This is a genomic window from Vibrio sp. ZF 223 (assembly GCF_003050585.1).
Classification (GTDB): domain Bacteria; phylum Pseudomonadota; class Gammaproteobacteria; order Enterobacterales; family Vibrionaceae; genus Vibrio; species Vibrio crassostreae.
This window is the reverse complement of record NZ_PIGB01000005.1, coordinates 181,146-199,164: the sequence shown is the minus strand read 5'-3', so window position 1 is coordinate 199,164 and position 18,019 is coordinate 181,146. Positions and strand designations below refer to the sequence as shown.

The following is an 18,019-nucleotide window of genomic DNA, read 5'->3' as shown; positions in this document are numbered from 1 at the left end:
CAGGTTTAGATGGATAAATCTGCTTTTACTCCGTTTGAGGTACTGACGAGTGACCGTTTTACATGTTGGCTTGGTTTAAATATGAGGTACTTGAATCGGTTAGTTAGTTCTTATGACGGCGGTTTTGGGCAAACAACTCTTCGACATCTTGTTTTGGTTGCGGACGGTAGAAGTGGAAGCCTTGAATCGAACTACAGTTGAGGTTAGACAGTAGAGTCGCTTGCTCACTGGTTTCGACACCTTCTGCAACCACGGTCAAATCGAGAGATTTACCCAGGTTGATGATGTTTTCAATTACGGTGATTTGCTTTGGTAGGGTATCGATATCAGAGATGAAAGCACGGTCTATCTTTAGCTCATCAATTGGGAAGCGAGCAAGGTAAGACAGTGAAGAGTAACCAGTACCAAAATCATCGATGGAGAGAGCAAAGCCAAGTTTCTTGATGGCGTTAAGCATTTGAAGTGTGTGTTCACTATCACTCATCACCGCGCTTTCCGTTAGCTCAAATGTAATCGCACTTGGGTCTAGTTCTGTCGAACGTAGCAGTTTTTCCATGTAATCAATCAGTTTCGGGTTCCCAAACTGTTCAGGAGAAAGGTTGATTGCCACACGGCCAGGTAGGATCCCCTGCATCTTCCAGCGTTTAACTGTTGCGAATACTTCACGCATCACCACACGACCAAGCTGCTCGATAAGACCTGCACGTTCTGCAACTGGGATGAAAGCAGCAGGGCTGATGTAGCCTTCGACAGGGTGTTTCCAACGAACTAGAGCTTCTGCTCCGTTGATGGTGAAATCACGGGCATTTACTTTTGGTTGGTACCAAACCTCGAGTCCATTTTGTTGCAGCGCTTTCTGAAGCTCAATCTCCAGCCACAGTCGCATACGCGCTTCTTTGTTCATCTGTTCGTTGAACTTGATCAAGCGGTTGCGACCACGATCTTTCGCTTCATACATTGCTGTGTCTGCATTTTGCAACAAGATACGAGCATCAGTACCATCTTGAGGGAAGTTCACGCTACCAATCGAGCAGGCCAAGCGTTTACTGAAGTGGTGAAGATCGAAGGGTTGATTGATCAGGGAGATGATCTTTTCAGCGAGCATTTCAGGTGTTCGCTGATGTTCAGGTTCTGGCAGGATAATACCAAACTCATCCCCGCCTAAATGCCCAATCACAGCCTTACGGGGCAGTAAGCGTTTAAGGCGTGAAGCGACCTCTTTAATCACCTTGTCACCGATGTGATGACCAAGTGAATCATTGATATTCTTAAAGTTATCAATGTCTAAGTAGAGCATCACCACTGGCGTATCGTTGTGAATGAACTGCTCAAGACGCTTTGTAAACCCAACTCGGTTATAGAGCTTAGTCAGTGCGTCGATGTAGGCATCTTCACTGTTTGCCGGTGTATATTGTTTTGCGGTTTCTTGTGCGTCTTGGATAAGCACCAACTGAGTATTACTTCCAAGAACAGTGGTGGAGTCGATGTTGAGCTGAACCTTACGTTCAAAGCCGCATCGGGCACCCGTTAAGCAAACCAAACCAGACTCAGAAATAATAGAAGTGAGGTTATTATTGAAAACTGTTTTGGTTTGTTCATCGATAAATAGGCGTCCCAATTCTTCGCCAATTAACTCTGTGGTTGAGTTAAAGCCAAGCAAGCGAGCTGCTGCTGGGTTGGATGACAAGATGTAGTCACTTTCAACGAGCAGTAATCCGTCTGGGAGTAGTTGAGATAGCTTGTGGAATTTAGCTTCGGATTCTTCTAAAGAACGGACAAGTACTTGGTTTTCTGATGTGTCGAAGGCGTGAAAGACGATGTAGTCGGTTTTGTTGCCATTGGTAAGCGGAGATAGGCTGAAATGAAGGCTGGTATCGAGGTCAGTTTCGTTAAGGGTGACTTCGGCCTCAATCGTTTCGCCACTGAATGCACGCTCATAGTAAGGCTTAAGATGTTGGTAAAATTGTTCGCCCAATGTTTGGCGGTCATTCATGCCTGCAAGCTCTGTTTGACTCAAACCAGCAATATCGCAGTAACGCTCATTCACCATAAAATAGTTATGTTGAGCATCAAGTACTGCAAAAAAGAACGGACTATTTGCAGTTAGCTGGGTAAACCAATGTTGTAGTTGCTGGGGAGGCATCAAAGTACTACCAATTCTCCAAGAGCTTGAATATTCACTATCGATAAATATTTATTACTTTTTGTGTGGCTATCGATATTTACCTGTGAGTGCAGCGATCCGCTGTAATTCTCATTACCTGAGTTACTATAACTGTGATTTTCAGGATATTAAAGGTCGAGCATCAAACAGAAGTTAATTTGATGCATAACAGTAACTGAGATCTTAACATCATCTATGATGCATTCCATATTATTGACAAAGTTACGGATAAGTCACGTGATAAACAAGATTCGCACTCAACTAGTTCAAAATGCCGCATCAATTTTGCGATCTCCAGTCCAGTTATTGCCTAAAACAGTACAAAAAAGAGCCTTGTTGGAGGCGCTTAAGAATGTCTTTAAGGAAGCTTTAGAGGACGGTGACTTTGAGTTCTTAGAAGATAAGTGGCTTAAAGTCTCAATAAAAGATATGGGGTTAAGTTGGTGTATTAGTTACAAAAATGAGCAACTAGTTGTAGCTGATAAAGAGGTGGCTGAAGATGTAAGCTTTAGCGGGAATCTTAATGACCTTGTGTTGATTGCGGGGCGTAAAGAAGATCCAGATACGCTTTTCTTCCAACGTAGACTGTCTATTGAAGGCGATACCGAGCTTGGTTTAGAAGTCAAAAACTTGATGGATAGCGTAGATTTGGACTTATTGCCGACTCCTATGAAAACTTTGTTAAATCAATTAGCTGATTTTGTGCAGAAGGGAGTACAATCCCCAGATACACAAAGTGAGGTAATGAATGCTTATTCGAACTGAAGCACCGGCAGATATACTTGTCATTGATCGTTTATTGAAATCTGTTTTTGAAACAGATGCAGAAGCTAATTTGGTTATGAGCCTGCGTGAGAATAGTCATTTAACGCTATCGCTGGTGGCTTGTTCTGACGAAGGCGAGGTGGTTGGTCACCTGATGTTTAGCCCTATCACGCTTAAAGGTGACGATCACAATTGGCAGGGGCTTGCACCGCTTGCTGTGAAAGAAGAGTTCCGCAACCAAGGCATTGCTAAATCACTGGTTGAAGATGCTTTCTCTACTTTGGTTGATTTTGGTTACCCAGCCTGTGTTGTGCTTGGTGATCCTGCCTATTACGGCCGCTTTGGTTTCAAGGCTGCGAGTGAGTTTGGTTTGAGCTGCACTTGGAATGTGCCAGAGGGAGCCTTTCAAGCTATCGAGTTAGTTGAAGGTGCGCTTGCTGGGCATTCTGGTGAGATTGCTTACAGTCCTGAGTTCAATGACTTATAAGCCCATTTCCCACGCAATATGATGCAAACTGATTTAGTCTAAATAAAGGAGCTTGATGCTCCTTTATTTTTTGTTAGTATCAGCCCAGCTCTGATGAGCTCGTTTTTAACTTCGCTCTAATAAATCGCCCACTATAAACCTAAGGTTACACCGCTAGATATGTCACAAACACACGCACAATACCTGCAAGAGATGGGCATTAGCCAATGGGAGCTTAGCCACCCAGAGCGTTTAGCGGGTTATGAATCTGAATTGATGCCACTCTCAAATGACTGCAAGCTACTGTTGGTTTCGCCTGAAAAGCCTCAGGAAGATCTCGCCGTGATGTTTGAACGAGTACTCAAAAGTATCAAGCTCGACTTATCTCAGGCATTACACATTCAGCCTCAGCACCTATCTTCTGTGGATTTAGGGGCGGTTGAGTGGGTGTGGTTTGCTGGGTGTGAGCCGGCTCAAGAGCTGAAGGCTAAAACATTACAATCGCCATTACTGTCTGACATTAACGGTAATAACCAACATCGCCGCGACTTATGGCAACAAATTTGTGCTTATGACTAATCAATTTTTACCGACTTCACAACAACACCTAGACGCCATTTGGCAGATTGAGCAGGCCGCACATTCTCATCCATGGTCTGAAACCATGATTCGAGATCTTGAGAGTCGAGGCGCTTGTCATCATGTTCTTGAAGTCGATGGGCAAGTGGTCGGGTACTTCTTCGCGCAAAACATTGTTGGTGAAGTCACGTTACTTAATATAGCGGTAGACCCAAGCCAGCAAGGCAAAGGGTATGGTAAAGCGTTAACTGAACATTTCCTTGATATGTGCGAGCAAGCTGACGCGGAAAGCGCTTGGCTAGAGGTTCGCGAAAGTAATGTGAATGCGTTTAATCTTTACGAAAAAGCGGGCTTTAATGAAGTCGATCGTCGTCGTAACTATTACCCAATCAAGCAAGGCAACGAAGATGCGATCATTATGAGCTATCTTTTTATGTCTTTTAGCTAGTCATATCGAGTCTTTTCGTTATGCAGATAATTAGCCACAAAATAGGGTGTAAACTGACCCTTTAGAAAGTGACACGCTTTCTGTATAATCCGCACACAGAATTCAAGGGCAAGTATTATCTACTTGCCCTTTTTACGCTTTAGATCAGCAAAGGGCGACTATGTCTTTCCAACAAGAAGTGAGCAAACGTAGAACGTTTGCGATTATCTCTCACCCGGATGCGGGTAAAACCACGATTACTGAAAAAGTTCTTTTATTCGGAAACGCGATTCAAAAAGCGGGTACCGTAAAAGGCCGTGGCTCTAACCAGCACGCTAAATCTGACTGGATGGAGATGGAAAAAGAACGTGGTATCTCGGTAACTACGTCGGTAATGCAATTCCCATACAATGATTGCCTAGTAAACCTACTAGATACTCCAGGACACGAAGATTTCTCGGAAGATACGTACCGTACGCTAACAGCGGTTGACTCTTGTTTGATGGTTATCGATGCTGCGAAAGGTGTCGAGGATCGTACTCGTAAACTAATGGAAGTAACACGTCTACGTGATACGCCAATCGTAACGTTTATGAACAAACTTGACCGTGACGTTCGTGACCCAATGGAAGTGCTTGATGAAGTTGAGAGCGAGCTAGGTATGGCTTGTGCTCCTATCTCATGGCCAATTGGTTGTGGTAAAGAGTTTAAAGGTGTTTACCACATTCACCGTGATGAAACGATCTTGTATGAATCGGGCCATGGCCATGAGATCCAAGAAGTTCGCATCATCAAAGGTCTAGATAACCCAGAGCTAGATGAAGCGGTAGGCTCTGATCTTGCGGAAAGCGTACGTGAAGAGCTAGAGCTTGTTATCGGTGCTTGCCCTGAGTTTGACCACGAACTGTTCCTTGCTGGTGAACTAACGCCGGTTTACTTCGGTACCGCATTAGGTAACTTCGGTGTTGACCACATGCTTGATGGTCTAACGAAATGGGCACCTGCTCCTCAAACGCGTCAAGCGAACGAGCGTGATGTTGAAGCGACAGAAGAGAAGTTCTCTGGTTTCGTCTTTAAGATCCAAGCAAATATGGACCCTAAACACCGCGACCGTATCGCATTCATGCGTATCGTATCAGGTACTTACAACCAAGGTATGAAGATGAACCATGTTCGTACTGGCAAGAACGTAAGTATCTCTGATGCGGTAACCTTCATGGCGGGTGACCGTGCACGTGCTGAAAAAGCATACGCGGGCGATATTATCGGTCTGCATAACCACGGCACAATCCAGATTGGTGATACCTTCACTCAAGGTGAGAGCCTTAAGTTCGCTGGTATTCCTAACTTCGCGCCTGAGCTATTCCGTCGTATTCGCCTACGTGATCCACTGAAGCAGAAGCAGCTTCTAAAAGGCTTAGTTCAGCTTTCAGAAGAGGGCGCAGTACAAGTATTCCGTCCTATGCAGAACAACGACCTGATCGTTGGTGCAGTTGGTGTACTTCAGTTCGACGTGGTTGTAGCGCGCTTGAAAGCGGAATACAACGTAGAAGCTATCTACGAAGGTGTTAACGTTGCAACAGCTCGTTGGGTTGAATGTGATGACGCTAAGAAACTAGAAGAATTCAAACGTAAGAACCAATCTAACCTTGCGCTAGATGGTGGTGACAACCTGTCTTACATCGCACCAACTATGGTGAACTTGAATCTAGCTTCTGAACGTTTCCCTGAAGTTCAATTCCGAGCGACGCGCGAGCACTAATTACTCCGCGCTCTATTCGAGTTAAACAAAAACGTCTATTGTTCTGCAATAGGCGTTTTTTAATGCGTTTTATTTAAGGTTCAAAAGCTGAGGTTAAAGGCAAGTATGTTGGGTTGGATAAAAACTTGGATTAAGAAATACGATAAGTGGTGTGAAGAGCTTGGCTTAACGCCTGAAAATAAGCGTAGCTGTGTACCTTATCGTCGTGACCTTCAAGGCCAGAAAGCAGAGAATGGAAAATATGACACAGCAAATAAGTGACTTTCCGCTGTTTGATACTCATTGCCATGCGGATTTTGAGGCGTTTGAGCAACATATTGTAATTGATCAGGGAACTACACTTGATCAAAGTATTGATCGCTACCTTGAAGAAGCGAAACAAGCCCAAGTTGAGAAAATACTCATCCCTTCTATAGGCCAAAATAACTGGCGTAAGCTTGAAAAAATTGCGCAATCCTACCCGAATGTTTATTACGCGCTAGGCTTCCATCCTTACTTTTTAGAGCAAGCGGATGAGGTGCAATTTGAAGAACTTCGCCAATTACTCTCTTCAAAAAACAGCCAATGTGTCGCGATAGGTGAGTGCGGACTCGACTTCTTTGTGGGCGTCGAAAGGGAAAAACAAGAGCGTTTTTTTGTCCAGCAAATGGAGCTAGCTAAGACCTTTGAGTTGCCTTTAATCATCCATGAACGGAAGTCTTACAACCGACTGATCGAGTTAATAAAGCAGCATAATTTTACTTTTGGTGGGGTGATTCACGGTTTTTCAGGGAGTGAACAGCAAGCTTTAGCGTGGATCAAGCTCGGTTTCTATATTGGCGTCGGTGGAACGATAACTTACCCAAGAGCGCAAAAAACACGCACAACTATCGCAAAATTGCCCCTTGAATGCTTGGTATTGGAAACGGATGCTCCGGACATGCCGGTGTACGGAAACCAAGGAAATGTTAATCATTCCAAATATTTAGTTACGATATTAAATGAACTTATTTTGCTTAGAAATGAGACAAAGCAATCGGTTGCAGCGCAAATATGGCAAAATAGCCATCGCTCATTCGGTATATGTGAATAAAATCGAGGGTTTTTGTTTATCGTTTGCGTAAATTGCATTGAGCTTGTGATTTGGCTCACATTTGTGTGTGAATGGTACATGAATCTTGTACGAAAGTGTGAGGATGGCATTACTTTATTAGTGGTCGCATGAGTATAATTGCCTCCGCTTTATAGCCCCATTTTGTAACACGCCAATAAATAACTAATAAGGAAGTCATAAACTATGAGCCTGTTTATGAGCCTCGTCGGAATGGTTGCACTGATTGCAATCGCAGTACTACTATCTGACAACCGCAAAGCTATTAATCTAAGAACAGTGGGTGGCGCTTTCGCTATCCAATTCGCACTTGGTGCATTCGTACTTTACATCCCTTGGGGTCGTGATCTACTTGCAGGTTTCTCTGCTGGTGTAGCAAACGTGATCGACTACGGTAAAGACGGTACTGGTTTCCTATTCGGCAGCCTAGTTAACTTCTCAGTTGACGGTATCGGTTTCATCTTTGCTTTCCAAGTACTACCAACTCTGATTTTCTTCTCTGCACTTATCTCTGTACTTTACTACATTGGTGTAATGCAAATTGTAATCAAAGTTCTAGGTGGTGGTCTTCAGAAAGCTCTAGGTACTTCTCGCGCCGAGTCTATGTCTGCAGCAGCAAACATCTTCGTTGGTCAAACAGAAGCACCTCTAGTTGTTCGTCCATTTGTTCCTAAAATGACTAACTCTGAACTATTCGCAGTAATGTGTGGTGGTTTGGCTTCTGTAGCTGGTGGTGTACTAGCAGGTTACGCATCTATGGGTGTACCTCTAGAGTACCTAGTTGCAGCGTCATTCATGGCAGCACCTGGTGGTCTACTATTCGCTAAAATCATCAAGCCTGAAACAGATACGCCAGACGACAACATCGCTGACGAAATGGACGGTGGCGATGACAAACCAGCTAACGTTATCGACGCAGCAGCAGGTGGCGCATCAGTTGGTCTACAACTAGCTCTTAACGTTGGTGCAATGCTACTAGCATTCATCGGTCTAATTGCTCTAATCAACGGTATCCTAGGTGGCATCGGTGGTTGGTTCGGTATGGAAAACCTAACTCTAGAACTTCTTCTAGGTTGGATCTTCGCACCGCTAGCATTCATCATTGGTGTTCCATGGGAAGAAGCAACTATCGCTGGTTCTTTCATTGGTCAGAAGACAGTTGTTAACGAATTCGTTGCATACCTAAACTTCGTACCATACGTTGGTGAAAATGCTCAAGTTGTTGCAGCAACTGGTCAAGTGATGTCTGAGAAGACTCAAGCTATCATCGCATTCGCACTATGTGGTTTCGCAAACCTTTCTTCAATTGCGATTCTTCTTGGTGGTCTAGGTGGTATTGCACCAGCTCGTCGTCACGACATCGCTCGTATGGGTGTTAAAGCGGTTATTGCTGGTACTCTATCTAACCTGATGGCAGCAACAATTGCTGGCTTCTTCCTATCTTTCTAATCAAGTAGATTTAGATATATAGACGCCATAATAATATCGCCCCGTAGCAAGAAATTGCTGCGGGGCTTTTTTGTTTTTAGGCCTAGTGATTTTTAGTATGAGCACGAGCGATGCTGGGATTCAATAATGGGTCTAGAATGTTTTTTTGAGATACAAACCGTTTGCGTTCTAAGGAGCACTACAATTTATTGATGGATACCTATAATGTATAAGCTTAAGGGATAGGATGTCTCTTTTGGCAAGAAAGTGACCGCTTGGATTCATCCAAAGGTTATTCTTCTGGGATTAAGCCAAACTTAGCGATACGCTATAGATGTTAGACACAACATGACTGATTTGTTGTGCCATAGACCAAACTGGTACTGTGCGGTGACAAGGATTGCAATTGGTAGCGAAAGTTATCAAGTCTTCAAGGAACCAAGTCCGTTCATTTGTGACTACTGAGCATTACTAAAATATCCATCTATACTGGATGGATGGCGAAGTAGTTAACTATTTGAATATATTGATCGGAGATAGAAATGAGCGATTTAAAAGCAGCAGCTCTACGTGCACTTAAACTTATGGACCTAACTACGCTAAATGATGACGATACTACTGAGAAAGTAGTGGCGCTTTGTCATGACGCGAAGACTGCAGTAGGCAACACCGCTGCAATCTGTATTTACCCTCGCTTTATCCCAGCAGCTAAGAAAGCGTTGCGTGAGCAAGGTACTCCAGAAGTACGCATTGCGACTGTAACTAACTTCCCTCATGGTAATGACGACATCGAAATTGCTGTTGCAGAAACAAAAGCAGCGGTAGCGTACGGCGCAGACGAAGTTGACGTAGTATTCCCATACCGTGCTCTTATTGCTGGCAACGAAGAAGTTGGCTTTGAGCTAGTTAAACAGTGTAAAGCAGCTTGTGGTGACATTACGCTTAAAGTGATCATCGAAACAGGTGAACTGAAAGAAGAAGCACTGATCAAGAAAGCTTCTCAAATCTGTATCGAAGCTGGTGCAGACTTCATCAAAACTTCAACAGGTAAAGTGCCAGTAAACGCGACTCCAGAATACGCGCGCATGATGCTTGAAGTTATTCGTGACATGGGCGTTGCTAAAACAGTTGGTTTCAAACCAGCTGGTGGCGTTCGTACAGCTGAAGATGCTCAAGCTTACCTAGCAATGGCTGATGAGCTACTAGGCGCTGAGTGGGCAGACAACATGCACTACCGTTTTGGTGCTTCAAGCCTACTGACTAACCTTCTTAATACATTAGAAGTGACAGACCAAACTGCTGATCCAGCAGCATACTAATTTACTCGTCATATTTGACGCCGCAGCGTTGTTGACTGCGTAAGTTCACCGGTTCGCCGGCCGTCCTAATCACATAGAGCCTCTATGCTCATAGGAATGAACTCACTGGTCGCCTAGCTGTAACGCCAAATATTTAGAGTATTGAAAATAACAAGTCTGTTTGATGGAGTGACGTTAAGTCACTCCATATTACCTCTTTCCCTACAAACCATACTCACTAGAGTTTGGGAGGCACTAATGTATCTACCTCAAGAAATTATTCGCAGAAAACGTGATAACGAAGTACTGACCACAGAAGAAATTAACTTCTTCATTCAAGGCGTAGCTAAGAACACGGTTTCTGAAGGCCAAATTGCAGCATTTGCAATGGCTATCTTTTTTAATGAAATGACAATGCCAGAACGTATCGCACTAACTTGTGCAATGCGTGATTCAGGTATGGTGATTGACTGGAGCCACATGAACTTTGATGGCCCAATCGTTGATAAACACTCTACTGGTGGTGTTGGTGACGTAACTTCTCTGATGCTTGGCCCTATGGTGGCAGCATGTGGTGGTTTCGTTCCAATGATCTCTGGTCGTGGTTTAGGCCACACTGGCGGTACGCTAGACAAGCTAGAATCTATCCCGGGTTACAACATTACACCAACCAACGAAGTGTTCGGTGAAGTAACGAAAGATGCTGGCGTGGCTATCATCGGTCAAACAGGCGATCTAGCTCCTGCTGACAAGCGTGTTTACGCAACTCGTGATATCACAGCAACCGTAGATAACATCTCGCTAATTACGGCTTCAATCCTATCTAAGAAACTGGCCGCTGGCCTTGATTCTCTAGTGATGGATGTAAAAGTAGGTTCAGGCGCTTTCATGCCGACTTACGAAGCGTCAGAAGAGCTAGCGAAATCTATCGTTGCAGTAGCAAACGGTGCAGGTACTAAAACAACAGCAATTCTAACGGACATGAACCAAGTTCTAGCTTCTTCAGCGGGTAACGCAGTAGAGGTTCGTGAAGCGGTTCAATTCTTAACGGGTGAATACCGAAACCCACGTTTGCTAGAAATTACGATGGCATCGTGTGCTGAAATGCTGGTGTTGGGTAACCTTGCAAAAGATTCAGACGAAGCGCGCGAAAAACTGATGGCAGTACTGGATAACGGTAAAGCAGCAGAGTGCTTTGGTAAGATGGTAGCGGGCCTTGGTGGCCCAGCAGATTTCGTAGCGAACTACGATAACTACCTAGAAAAAGCAGAAATTGTTAAGCCAGTGTACGCGCTAGAAAGCGGTGTAGTATCAGCAATGGATACTCGTGCAATTGGTATGGCTGTAGTTGGTATGGGCGGTGGTCGCCGCGTAGCAACTGACAGCATTGATTACGCAGTCGGTTTTGATCACTTCATTCGTCTTGGTGAAGTAGCAAGTGAAGATAAACCATTAGCAATGATTCATGCTCGCAACGAACAACAGTGGCAAGAAGCTGCAACAGCATTACAAAATGCAATCACTGTGGGCGGAGAATATACAGCAACGCCAGACGTTTACCGTCAGATTCGTTCTGAAGACGTGTAAATAACAGGTATCGGCATACCTCGTGTATGCCGATAAACAGAGTTCTGGTGCAAAGAGCAATAAGTTGGTGAAGAAAATGAAAAGAGCATTTATTTTAGTTTTAGATTCATTCGGTATCGGTGAAACAGCGGATGCAGATAAATTCGGTGATGTAGGTTCTGACACTATGGGTCACATCGCAGATCATTGTGACCAAGGTCTTGCCGACAATGCAGATCGTAAAGGTCCTCTGACGCTACCAAACCTGTCTAAGCTAGGCTTAGCAATGGCTCATAAAGAGTCTACAGGTCGTTTTGCTCCTGGTATGGATGCAGACGCTGAAATCATCGGCGCTTACGGTCACGCTGCTGAACTGTCTTCTGGTAAAGACACGCCATCAGGTCACTGGGAAATCGCTGGTGTACCAGTATTGTTTGACTGGGGCTATTTCACCGACAAAGAGAACAGCTTTCCAAAAGAGCTGACTGACCGCATCCTTGAGCGTGCAGGTTTGTCTGGTTTCTTGGGTAACTGCCACTCATCAGGCACTGAAATCCTAGATAACTTAGGTGAAGAACACATGAAGACTGGCCTGCCAATCTTCTACACTTCTGCGGACTCTGTTTTCCAGATCGCTTGTCACGAAGAGACATTCGGCCTACAAAACCTATTAGACCTTTGTCAGATTGCTCGTGAAGAGCTAGAAGACTACAACATTGGTCGTGTTATCGCGCGTCCGTTCGTTGGCCCGGGTAAAGGTCAATTTGAGCGTACAGGTAACCGTCGTGATCTTTCTGTTGAGCCACCTGCAGCAACTATCCTGCAGAAACTTGCTGATGAGAAGGGCGGTAACGTTCACTCAATCGGTAAAATCTCTGATATCTACGCAGGCTGTGGTATCACTCAGAAAACTAAAGCAACAGGTATCCCTGCGCTATTTGAAGCGACTAAAGAAGCGATCAATGAAGCGGGCGATAACACGATTGTGTTTACTAACTTCGTTGACTTCGACTCAGCTTACGGCCACCGCCGTGATGTTGCTGGTTACGCAGCGGCACTTGAGTACTTCGATGGTCGCATCAATGAAATCATCGATATGATGAAAGAAGATGATGTACTTATCCTAACGGCAGACCACGGTTGTGATCCGACATGGCCAGGCACAGACCATACTCGTGAGCACATCCCTGTGATTGTTTACGGTCAGAAGGTTCCAGCGGGTTCTCTAGGTCGTCGCGATACGTTCGCTGATATCGGCCAAAGCTTAGCGTCATACTTTGGCACATCGCCAATGGGACACGGTACAAGCTTCCTATAATAGTTAACTAAGAGAGAGGGAAACCTCTCTCTTCTTTTTTGTTTTGAGATTAAGGATATTTTCAATGGCTACTCCACATATTAATGCTGAAATGGGTGATTTCGCTGACGTAGTTTTAATGCCAGGCGACCCGCTACGTGCTAAATACATCGCTGAAACCTTCTTAGAAGAAGTGGTTCAAGTGTGCGACGTTCGCAACATGTTTGGTTACACCGGTACTTACAAAGGTCGTAAGGTTTCGGTTATGGGACATGGTATGGGCATTCCATCTTGTTCTATTTACGCGACTGAGCTAATCAAAGATTTTGGTGTGAAAAAGATCATTCGTGTGGGTAGTTGTGGTGCAGTGAGCGAAGATATCAAAGTGCGTGATGTGGTTATTGGCATGGGCGCATGTACTGACTCAAAAGTGAACCGTATTCGCTTTAAAGGTCACGACTTCGCAGCTATCGCAGACTACAAAATGGTACGTGCGGCAGAAGATGCAGCAAAAGTACGTGGTGTTGATGTAAAAGTTGGCAACCTGTTCTCGGCTGAGTTGTTCTACACGCCAGATCCAGAAATGTTCGAAGTGATGGACAAATATGGCATTGTTGGCGTAGAGATGGAAGCGGCTGGCATCTATGGCGTATGTGCTGAATACGGTGCGAAAGCGCTAACGATTTGTACTGTTTCTGACCACATCAAGACTGGTGAGCAAACTACATCAGATGAACGTCAAACGACTTTCAACGACATGATGGTTATCGCACTAGACTCTGTGTTGCTTGGTGACCAAGAATAATCTTGATTTGTCTTAGCTTGATAAGTGAACAGATAACAAAAAGCCCCGTTGCTGCCTGAGCGTCGGGGCTTTTATTGGATAAGTTAAACGCGATGTTTATGAGCTTACATTCTTCAACAGTAAGTTCTCACCAGACTTGGTTGGCCTTCTGCGAATCAGCATAATGAACAGCACACCACTCACAAACCCCATCAACACCATACCGATCATATAGCGATCACTTTTTCGATAATGGTGATCAGAAATTGCTGTCATCTTACCGGTTTCGAAGGTCACTCGAATAAAGCCGATGATCGTTTTCTCCGGTGAATAAATAGGTTCAACTAATTGTTGTCTGCCAATACTTGCTGTTGAAAGTGGCGTATCTAAGCCAAGAACCTCGCGCACCGAGAGCGCTTTTTCACTCGAAGCCAGTCGGATACCCTCTGCATCATAGATGGTGGTATCGAACACCAGTCGGTCTTGAGACAGCTGATTAGTAAGATCAAGTAATCGCTCTTGGTCTTGTTGCGTGATCATCTTGCTGGCAGAAAGTGATGCCTGAGAGATAAGCAGCTTGGTAAGGGTTTCCAACTGTTTTGCTTGGATCTTCTCGTTACCTTTACTGATCACGACCGTATTTTTAATCGTTACAACGAACATGGTAGCCAACAAAATGAGGGCTAGCATTCGTAAAGCGTTACGTATTGAGAACAATGATTCATTCATGTTTCACGAAGCCTGAAATAAACAAATGTTATGATTAAGACATATTGAGACTTGCGTTTTCAAATTGCAATAGGTTAACGTTTAGCATAGTTAATTAGGAATCATACACATGGACGCTCAGAAATATCTGCCGATAAAAAGGCATACGACATTATTAACTCGACTCCCCGAGACTCGTTTCGCTTCTCAACTCGCTAAATCCAAAGCTAATTGGATTGTGTTTGGTGAGTACCTATCTCCACAATCTTTCGACGACATCGACTTTTTCACTGGCACTTACAACACCATCCTCGATACGTGGAAGGTTGGGCATTATGAAGTGGCTTTGATGTCAGGCAACCTAACACCAGCACATGAAGAAATCCTCCAAGCGCTAAAGCTTGATTATGCTTGCCTTAGCGAGGTCCCAGACTTATCTAAGCCAGGTTTGATCGTGATGGATATGGATTCCACAGCGATTCAAATTGAATGTATCGATGAGATTGCCAAACTGGCTGGAGTGGGAGAGTTAGTCTCTGAAATCACCGAACGAGCAATGCAAGGTGAGCTCGACTTTGAACAGAGCTTACGCCAAAGAGTAGGAGCACTGAAAGGTGCGGATGAGTCGATATTAGAGCAAGTGCGCCAGTCTTTGCCATTCATGCCAGATCTGGTTGGGCTTGTGAACACGCTTAATAAGCTTGGCTGGAAAACGGCGATTGCATCAGGCGGTTTTACTTACTTCTCTGACTACCTGAAAGATACCTTGGATCTTGACCATGCTCAGTCGAATACTCTAGAAATCGTTAAGGGTAAATTGACGGGGGAAGTGTTGGGTGACGTGGTTTCGGCGCAAACCAAAGCCGATATCTTGGTAGAGTTGGCTGAAGAGTACGAATTGGAACTGCACAATACCGTTGCTGTGGGCGATGGTGCCAATGACTTGGTGATGATGGGCTCTGCAGGTTTAGGCATTGCCTACCACGCGAAACCCAAAGTAGAGCAGCAAGCTCAAACCGCTATTCGTTACGCAGGTTTAGGTGGTGTGCTTTGTATCTTGTCGGGTGTATTAGCTAAGCAGCAAAAAATCAGCTGGCAGGCAAAACCTTAAGGCTTGATTGGGAAGTTGTATTTGCCGGAAGTTATAGTCGAGATCAGATACAAAAAAAGCAGGCGATGAGCCTGCTTTTTCTATTTTCCAATCCAGTCAATGGAGATTAACCTAACGAGTAAGCTCTAATCGAATCAACACTTCATCTGTGATGTCTTCAATCTCACCATAGCCGATAAAAGCGGTGATCTCGTTCTCTAGTTTCTTAGCTTGGTGCATGCTGATGCGTGAAAGCTCTTCTAAATCCGATTGGAATAAACTTGTTAGCGGATTAAAGATAGGTGCCGTGGTGACTCGCAATACATACACATCACCCAAGTGCTGCGCCTTCTTAATGAATAAGATGCGCTCTTTTGCTGAGGTGAAATCTTTCACCAACTTGGTATGCACCGATTGGATCTTGTCACCAAACTTTACCGCAGCAATATACACGTCATGGTGTTTGGGCTCTGCGCCTTCGATTCTTTTCAGCGGTTCAGCCAGTAGCGAGCTAGTGTGGCCCTTAAAGATCGGCTCTAGAGAGAACTTTTGGTTGTGTCCAAGTTTAGCTAGCAACGTTAGGTGCTTATTCAATGGGAAGTTCACACCTATGATCTTACAGCGCAATGTAGAGCTTGGCTTATCAATGAAGATAGGGTTACTGACCATCTTGCTAAGCAATATATTGTGTAACGATTCGAGCAACGAGTTGGTTGGCAGTATCTCTTTCTTTTTAATCAGCTTGCTTTGGTTCTGATCGATAAGCCCATTTAGGAAAGCGATAGTACGCATCGTCTTCGCGTTCTCGGCAATAACCAGCTGTACGTTGCGGCCATTCGGGCTCACTCGGATCACATGGTAAGGCACGGTGCTCAATGGCAGGTTCTTGTCATAGAGCTGCAGTTCATTGAAGTTCACCAATACCGGATCATTAATCTTGAGGACCATTGGGTGTTCAAGGTTAATGCTCAGTCCACGCTTCGAGATATCTAAAGTGTGTCCGCTTGCCGCAGCGCCATCTTGTGACGTAAGTTGTAACGGTGATTTAAATTGGTATCTCGGTTCTTTACGGCGAGTCTGAGAATCAAAGTAGATACTTTGAATATTCCCAACCACAGTGCGTGGGTGACGAAAGCGGTTCAGTTCACTGCTTGGAATACGTGGCTTTTCACTTAACAGATAATCAGCCGCACTTTCGTGATCGCCAATTTCTTGCAAGATACCGCAATGCGTCAGTTGCGCTGAGCTTTGAGCCAGAGTATCCGAGTGTTTGGCTAACGCTTGTTGCTCGGTGTCTGAAAGTTCGAAAACTGAGAACTTGAACGCCTTCCAACTTTTACGTTTACCGCCAATGTGCCAAAACAGTTGTCTTTGTTCGCGAGAGGCTTCAGGTAGCATCATTGAATAGAACAAGGTCTTGTTTTGGTGTTCATGGGTAAAAGAGTAGATAACGTTACTGGTTCCCTTCACTCCTGGTTTCGCCAGCAGGTTCATACGTTGCTCGTTGAACAGGGTGCCCAGCGCTTGTTGATTTCGCTCGTCGTGCCAGTATTGCCACAACGGATGGTTGTTATCCGTCAGTAGGGCAAGCTTTAGTTCACTGCCGCTGAAGAACAGCGGAAGGTTACAAGTATGCTTTAGATAGGTGTGTTCGATTCCTCGCGTACGAGTTCGAATGATCCTATCTTGGTTCTCATGGCTGGTTTTCTTACTGATGCTATTTAAAGACTCATCGAGTAAGCGAGCCACAACATTGTTGTCGCTTACCTTGATGGTTCTTAGAAATTTGACCGCGTTGTTCTCATAAGACTCGTCGATACCCAAAACACGAAATTCAACAGCTTGGTTAACATCGTTTTCTTGGGACTTTTCGATAAGCTCTGAGAATTTAACGCTGATGATCTCACCGAGGTTGTATCGAAAGGCGCTTGGCACCTTGAACTTTGCGCCCGACGGAGAAATATCAACCGTTACACCATGTAGGCTTTGCCCTTTCGATGTGGTGATCTCAACCTGTGAGCTAATCTTGAGTCTGTTCTCTTGACGCTTTAAGTCGTAACCTAGATTAATCGCTTCAGCTTCGTACGGGCTATTGGCGCTAGTAATGTCGTGGTTACCTTGAGAAGATGTTTTAACAACGCTCATTGGTTGAGTTCGCGGAGTCATTACTAACTCCCATGCGCCTTCTGTGTAACCTTTAAACTTTTTAGTGCCACGTTGATACGCGTTTAAAGCGATGTCATCGAGCCAGTGTTTACGGCCGTCTAACGTGAACTGACGACATTCATTATCAATGCGCCCACGTAAATCAATGCTCTTTGTACACGGAGCCATGATACGATTCAGTTCCATTTTAACCAGCAGTTTTAGAGACGGAGATTCGCCTTCTGTCATTTGAGAAAGAAGGAATTCGAAATCTTCGGCGTGGTAGGCCGGGATAAGACGTTCTGCTACAGATAGAATTTCAGATTGCTGCATACTTTTCTTGTTAGAATGGACGGTGCATTTATGTTATCGACTAGTTTAAATCGATCTTTAAGTATAAGTGGTATGACTGCAACGTTTATTTTCACCCGTACGGTCAAATAAGTCACA

Annotated in this window: 16 protein-coding genes; 13 read left to right on the top strand and 3 right to left on the bottom strand. The window is 44.6% G+C overall.

Annotation, left to right across the window (positions count from 1 at the left end):
- Positions 1–103 precede the first annotated feature (103 nt).
- Positions 104–2,143, bottom strand: coding sequence for a bifunctional diguanylate cyclase/phosphodiesterase (locus tag CWO13_RS12490; protein ID WP_048658152.1), 2,040 nt, complete (start codon positions 2,141–2,143; stop codon positions 104–106).
- Between the two features lie 258 nt (positions 2,144–2,401).
- Here CWO13_RS12490 and ubiT point away from each other — a divergent pair, with 258 nt between their 5' ends.
- The 12 genes from ubiT (at position 2,402) to deoD (ending at position 13,647) form a co-directional block, all read left to right on the top strand.
- Positions 2,402–2,929, top strand: a complete 528-nt coding sequence (ubiT, locus tag CWO13_RS12485; RefSeq protein WP_032545250.1) for a ubiquinone anaerobic biosynthesis accessory factor UbiT — start codon at positions 2,402–2,404, stop codon at positions 2,927–2,929.
- Positions 2,913–3,416: a GNAT family N-acetyltransferase gene (locus CWO13_RS12480; RefSeq protein WP_102433383.1), complete on the top strand. Its 504-nt coding sequence runs from the start codon at positions 2,913–2,915 to the stop codon at positions 3,414–3,416. The genes ubiT and CWO13_RS12480 overlap by 17 nt, the downstream gene beginning before the upstream one ends.
- Before the next feature lie 159 nt (positions 3,417–3,575).
- Positions 3,576–3,974, top strand: a complete 399-nt coding sequence (locus CWO13_RS12475) for a DNA polymerase III subunit psi (protein WP_048658151.1) — start codon at positions 3,576–3,578, stop codon at positions 3,972–3,974.
- Positions 3,967–4,422 (top strand): ribosomal protein S18-alanine N-acetyltransferase, encoded by a 456-nt coding sequence (gene rimI / locus CWO13_RS12470; protein ID WP_108083035.1) that lies wholly within the window; start codon positions 3,967–3,969, stop codon positions 4,420–4,422. The genes CWO13_RS12475 and rimI overlap by 8 nt, the downstream gene beginning before the upstream one ends.
- Positions 4,423–4,582: 160 nt before the next feature.
- Positions 4,583–6,163 carry a peptide chain release factor 3 gene (gene prfC, locus CWO13_RS12465; protein WP_048658149.1) on the top strand — a complete coding sequence of 527 codons (1,581 nt, stop codon included), beginning with the start codon at positions 4,583–4,585 and terminating at the stop codon, positions 6,161–6,163.
- Positions 6,164–6,268: 105 nt separating this feature from the next.
- Positions 6,269–6,424 (top strand): DUF5363 family protein, encoded by a 156-nt coding sequence (locus CWO13_RS23475; RefSeq protein WP_157933150.1) that lies wholly within the window; start codon positions 6,269–6,271, stop codon positions 6,422–6,424.
- Positions 6,405–7,235: a TatD family hydrolase gene (locus tag CWO13_RS12460; protein WP_108083034.1), complete on the top strand. Its 831-nt coding sequence runs from the start codon at positions 6,405–6,407 to the stop codon at positions 7,233–7,235. Before CWO13_RS23475 ends, CWO13_RS12460 begins: the two co-directional genes overlap by 20 nt.
- Before the next feature lie 204 nt (positions 7,236–7,439).
- On the top strand, positions 7,440–8,702 hold the full coding sequence (locus tag CWO13_RS12455; protein WP_060982613.1) for a NupC/NupG family nucleoside CNT transporter: 1,263 nt from the start codon (positions 7,440–7,442) through the stop codon (positions 8,700–8,702).
- A gap of 521 nt (positions 8,703–9,223) precedes the next feature.
- A complete protein-coding gene (gene deoC / locus CWO13_RS12450) occupies positions 9,224–10,000 on the top strand; it encodes a deoxyribose-phosphate aldolase (protein ID WP_102433379.1) in 777 nt (258 codons plus the stop codon).
- Between the two features lie 237 nt (positions 10,001–10,237).
- A complete protein-coding gene (gene deoA, locus CWO13_RS12445; protein ID WP_102433378.1) occupies positions 10,238–11,566 on the top strand; it encodes a thymidine phosphorylase in 1,329 nt (442 codons plus the stop codon).
- 76 nt (positions 11,567–11,642) lie between these two features.
- Positions 11,643–12,863, top strand: coding sequence for a phosphopentomutase (locus tag CWO13_RS12440; protein ID WP_048658145.1), 1,221 nt, complete (start codon positions 11,643–11,645; stop codon positions 12,861–12,863).
- A gap of 64 nt (positions 12,864–12,927) precedes the next feature.
- Positions 12,928–13,647 carry a purine-nucleoside phosphorylase gene (gene deoD, locus CWO13_RS12435; RefSeq protein ID WP_102433377.1) on the top strand — a complete coding sequence of 240 codons (720 nt, stop codon included), beginning with the start codon at positions 12,928–12,930 and terminating at the stop codon, positions 13,645–13,647.
- A gap of 96 nt (positions 13,648–13,743) precedes the next feature.
- Here deoD and CWO13_RS12430 read toward each other — a convergent pair whose 3' ends face one another.
- The gene (locus tag CWO13_RS12430; RefSeq protein WP_076655999.1) at positions 13,744–14,355 is read right to left on the bottom strand and encodes a YtjB family periplasmic protein; all 612 of its coding nucleotides are present in this window, start codon (positions 14,353–14,355) and stop codon (positions 13,744–13,746) included.
- Between the two features lie 109 nt (positions 14,356–14,464).
- On the opposite strand from CWO13_RS12430, the gene serB reads away from it, so the two are divergent.
- Positions 14,465–15,445 carry a phosphoserine phosphatase gene (gene serB / locus CWO13_RS12425; protein ID WP_108083033.1) on the top strand — a complete coding sequence of 327 codons (981 nt, stop codon included), beginning with the start codon at positions 14,465–14,467 and terminating at the stop codon, positions 15,443–15,445.
- Between the two features lie 111 nt (positions 15,446–15,556).
- Here serB and CWO13_RS12420 read toward each other — a convergent pair whose 3' ends face one another.
- Positions 15,557–17,902, bottom strand: coding sequence for a PilZ domain-containing protein (locus tag CWO13_RS12420; RefSeq protein WP_048658142.1), 2,346 nt, complete (start codon positions 17,900–17,902; stop codon positions 15,557–15,559).
- Between the last annotated feature and the right edge of the window lie 117 nt (positions 17,903–18,019).